Origin of the sequence: Streptomyces sp. NPDC007157, assembly GCF_040634235.1 — a bacterium.
Classification (GTDB): Bacteria; Actinomycetota; Actinomycetes; order Streptomycetales; family Streptomycetaceae; genus Streptomyces.
Genome location: NZ_JBEYFE010000011.1, coordinates 55,990 through 60,222, shown reverse-complemented (window position 1 = coordinate 60,222; position 4,233 = coordinate 55,990). Strand labels below are relative to the sequence as shown.

Sequence of the window (4,233 nt, the reverse complement as noted above, 5' to 3'; positions counted from 1 at the left end):
GATCGGGGGCTACCTCAGAATCCGGTTTCGTTGACCGCGGTGGTGTGGTAGTTCTTGTCCGGCGCGCCGCTCGGCTGGTCCACCACGTCGGTCGGCGAACCGGAGGAGGCCGAGCCACTGCCGGCCTGCACTATCCCGGTGTGGAACTGCTCGAACATCGCCTTGATGGCGCCCTCGCAGTTCGCGTAATTCTGCGCGGCCTTGGCGATGCCCGAGGTCAGGATGTTGAGGACGCCCTTGGAGGGCTCCGCCTGCGTGCCGTAGAGCTGTTCCGTCACCGTCGTCCAGCGGGTATTGAAATCGTTGGCGACGTCCGCCGCGTCTCCGGTCCAGGAAAGCCGCAGTTCGCTCAGGGAGTTCATGATGTCGGCGAGCGCGTCACTGATGTTCTGACCGGCCGAGGACACCTGGTCGCAGGCGGCGGTGAGACTGTTCGGATCCACCGAGAGCGTGACGGCGTTGTAGTCGTGGGGAATGTGCGACATTGGCTGATACCTCCTCAGGAGCCCTGCGAATTGGAGACATTGGCGTTCTCGGCGGAGATGTAGTTCTCCTTGCTCGTCATCATGCGCTCGATCATGTCGGTGAGGAGATCCTGGAGGTCTCTCATGACTTTGTTGACCTGGGTGGAGATATCGCTGAACGAATTTCCGGCGGGGCCCTTCCAGGCGTCCTCGACGACGCGATACTGATCCTGGATGGTGTTGATGTTGTCCTCGATCACATCGGCCCGGTTCCGGACCAGGGTGATGGACTCACCCAACTGACCGATGTCGACGGTCCAGGCTCCGGGGGTCATCACCGTCGTGCCGTCGGCGAGCACATAGGAGCCGTCGCTCTGCAGGGTGGCGCTGTCGATTCCGTTGTCGGTGACGAGGTAGGTGGAGCCGTTGGACGCGGTGAAGATGCCGGTCTGGGTGTCGAGGGTGCCGGTGAGCACGGTGCCGTCCGCCAGGACGACGGTGGTCCCGTCGGAGGAGTAGAAGTCGCCGCCCGACATGTAGCCGTAGAGAACCGTGCCGTCGGGCAGGGTCCTGGTCACCCCGTCCTTCAGGAAACTGCCGTCGGGAGTGCTGATGCCGTGCTCGACCTCACCGTCCGCCGAGACGTAGACGGCGCCGTCCTGGGAGATCCAGCCGCCGTCCTGGGTGGCGCTCCCCAGCAGCGTCTGGCCGTCGACGGTCCGTGAGACGAGGAACTGCCCGTCCGCCGTGGTCTGTCCGTTCAGGATCGTGCCGTCGGGCTGGATCTCGACCGTGCCGTCCTCCGACACCCACGTGCCGTCACTCAGGACGCTTCCGTACACCTGCTGACCGTTGACGGTCCGCACCTCGCCGTTCGGCAGGAACGATCCGTCCGACGAGGTCAGCCCGTTCGCGACCTCACCCGTGGGGGAGACGTAAACCGTGCCGTCCTGGGAGATCCAGCCGCCGTCCTGGGTACCGGTGCCCAGCAGCGTCTGCCCCCCGACGGTTCGCGCGGTGAGCGAGGAAGTGCTGTCCGACGTCGACTCCTCGGACTCGTCCGAGCCGGTCACCTCGACCGAGTCCGACGCGGTCGTCTGGCCATCGGCGGAACCGTCATCAGCGACGGTGGTCGTACCGTCGTCCGCGACCGTCGTGGCGCCGTCATCCGAGACCGTGGTCGTACCGTCGTCCGCGACCGTCGTGGTGCCGTCATCCGTGACCGTTGTCGTGCCGTCCGCACTGGACGCTTCGCCGTCTGCCACGAACGATCCGTCCGACGAGGTCTGCCCGTGCTCGACCTCACCGTCCGCCGAGACATAGACGGTCCCGTCCTCGGAGATCCACCCACCGTCCTGGGTGTCCGAGCCCAGCAGAGTCTGACCGTCGACGGCCCGCTCGGTCAGGAACTGCCCGTCGGACGAGATCTCCCCGTGTTCGACAACGCCGTCGGCGGTGACCATCGTCGTCCCGTCCTCCGACAGAAACGACCCGTCATCCAACTGCGTTCCATAAACCGTCTGCCCATCGATCTGCTGGACCTCGCCGTTCGCCAGAAACGAACCGTCCGGCGCCGTCAGCCCATGCTCGATCTCGCCCTCACTCGAGACATAGACCGTCCCGTCCTGCGAAACCCACCCACCGTCCTGGGTGTCCGAACCCCACAGACCCTGACCGTCGACGGTCCGCTCGGTCAGGAACTGCCCGTCCGACGTGGTCTGCCCATGCTCCACGACGCCGCCGGCCGTGACCATCGTCGTCCCGTCCTCCGACAAGAACGACCCGTCATCCAGCTGCGTCCCATACACCTCCGCACCATCAACAGTGCGCACTTCACCATTCGCCAGAAACGCACCATCAGGCGCCGTCAGGCCGTGCTCCACCGCACCATCACCGGAGACGTAGACCGTCCCGTCCTGGGAGATCCAGCCACCGTCCTGGGTGTCCGAACCCCACAGATCCTGGCCATCGACAACCCGCTCCGTGACGAACTGCCCGTCCGACGTCGTCTGCCCGTGCTCGACCACCCCACCGGCCGTGACCATCGTCGTCCCGTCCTCCGACAGGAACGACCCGTCATCCAACCGCGTGCCGTAAACGGCCTGACCGTCGATCTGCTGCACTTCGCCATGTGCCAGAAACGCGCCGTCCGGTGCCGTCAAGCCGTGCTCCACCGTGCCGTCGCCGGAGACGTAGACCGTCCCGTCCTGGGAGATCCAGCCGCCGTCCTGGGTGTCGGAGCCCAGGACATGCTCCCCGTCGATGGTGCGTTCGGTGAGGGGCTGGTCGTCCGGTGCCTGCTGGCCGGGATCTGTGCCGCCGGCGCCCGTGGCGGTCGTCGTCGCATCCGGTTGTGGTGACGTGGACTCGGCCGAATGGGTCTCGCCCTCGTTCGCGGTGGACGTCGGCTCAGGCTGCGAAGTGCCGTGATCGGGCCGGGTGTTGTCGCGGACCCACACCCTGTTGCCCGCGTCCGTGTGATCCGGTGGCGTATGGCTCTCGTGAACTCCATGGTCCGCATGGTCTTCATCGCCGGGGTTGGCTGTCGCATCTGTCTCGCCGGTCGCCCGGGCGAAGAATGACCTGTCCAGGTCGATCAGTTGGCTGCCGTCAGGCGATTGACCGGGCGCGTCGGGAAAAGAACCGTGACCGTCGACCACCGGTTCCGCCAGAGTGGAACTCCCGGAATCCGGTGCATCCGATGCATCCGGCGACTGACTCTCCTGGTCCGTCGACACGGTCGCGGGTTCGAACAGCCCCCGGTCCAGGGAGATCAACGCCTCGCCGTCGGTGTGCGCGTCGGTCATATCGCCCCTTCTCCTCTCCCCGCCCCGCCGGCGACTTCATATGTGTCCGCACGTTAAGGCTCGTGGAATGGCAGGAGATTTCGTAGATCCTTGTTCCTGACCAGGGGGACGTCCTGGAATGAGGACGTCGAGCGGCGCTCGATATCCCGGCACCATGGAAAGGCCGATCAGAAGGCCGATGACCGAAGAATGCGGGGTGTCCCATGGGCGACAGCGACAGCGACGACGTAAGCCCGCACGCATCGCAATACCAGAGCGACCCCTGGGTACCGAACGTGGACCCGGACGCGAGCGATCACGGCGACCAGGAAGACGCGGCCGAAACCTACTCCGAGATCTATGGAGTCACGGCGACGACCGACCCGTCCGACGACTCGGACGACGACGAACCGCCGGACGAGATGGTGACCATGCCGAAGCTGAGCATGGCCTACACCACGTCCCCCGACCTGGTGCCCACCGGGCCGGGAGGCGGGTCGGGCGACAGTCCACCCCCGCTTCCGGACACCAACGCCTTCTCGATCGACCTGGGCGCGCTGCGGGCCGCGGAGCAGACCTTCCTCGATGCCGTCTCGAACGTGACGAGCGCGTACGAAACGCTACGGACCAAGGTGCAGGCCGCCATCGACGACCCCAATCTGTTCGGCCAGGACAATGGTCACATTGAGTACGGCGGCCGGTTGACGCGCTGGGTCCCGGACGAACTCGCCGAGAGCGGTGCCCAGTTCGCCGAGGCGATCAACCCGCAGCTGACGAAGGTCATGCAGGACGGTGCCGGCGGCATCGAACTGATGGGCAGCTTCACCGCGTTGCTGAACAACGCCGGCCAGACCTACGCGGCCACGGACGCGAAGTCGTCCATGACGGATCCGACAACCGCTCAGCCGGCGGTGCAGATAAGTGACACGGAGTCGTCCTCGGCGATCTAGCACGAACGGCGCCTGTCGAACGGCGCCCGGCCG

Annotated in this window: 3 protein-coding genes; 1 reads left to right on the top strand and 2 read right to left on the bottom strand. The window is 66.0% G+C overall.

The window, feature by feature from the left end:
• Positions 1-14 precede the first annotated feature (14 nt).
• Entirely contained in the window at positions 15-485 is a 471-nt protein-coding gene (locus ABZ642_RS21400) for a WXG100 family type VII secretion target (protein WP_360486164.1), read from the bottom strand.
• A 14-nt stretch (positions 486-499) separates the two neighbouring features.
• Positions 500-3,271, bottom strand: coding sequence for a WXG100 family type VII secretion target (locus ABZ642_RS21395; protein WP_360486161.1), 2,772 nt, complete (start codon positions 3,269-3,271; stop codon positions 500-502).
• 203 nt (positions 3,272-3,474) lie between these two features.
• Between ABZ642_RS21395 and ABZ642_RS21390 the strand changes: the two genes are divergently transcribed.
• Positions 3,475-4,200 carry a hypothetical protein gene (locus ABZ642_RS21390; RefSeq protein ID WP_360486158.1) on the top strand — a complete coding sequence of 242 codons (726 nt, stop codon included), beginning with the start codon at positions 3,475-3,477 and terminating at the stop codon, positions 4,198-4,200.
• Positions 4,201-4,233: the final 33 nt, after the last annotated feature.

Excerpts from the sequence above, each read along its gene's own strand:
- ABZ642_RS21390 (WP_360486158.1), top strand. The coding sequence starts at position 3,475 with ATGGGCGACAGCGACAGCGACGACGTAAGCCCGCACGCATCGCAATAC.
- ABZ642_RS21400 (WP_360486164.1), bottom strand. The coding sequence starts at position 485 with ATGTCGCACATTCCCCACGACTACAACGCCGTCACGCTCTCGGTGGAT.
- ABZ642_RS21395 (WP_360486161.1), bottom strand. The coding sequence starts at position 3,271 with ATGACCGACGCGCACACCGACGGCGAGGCGTTGATCTCCCTGGACCGG.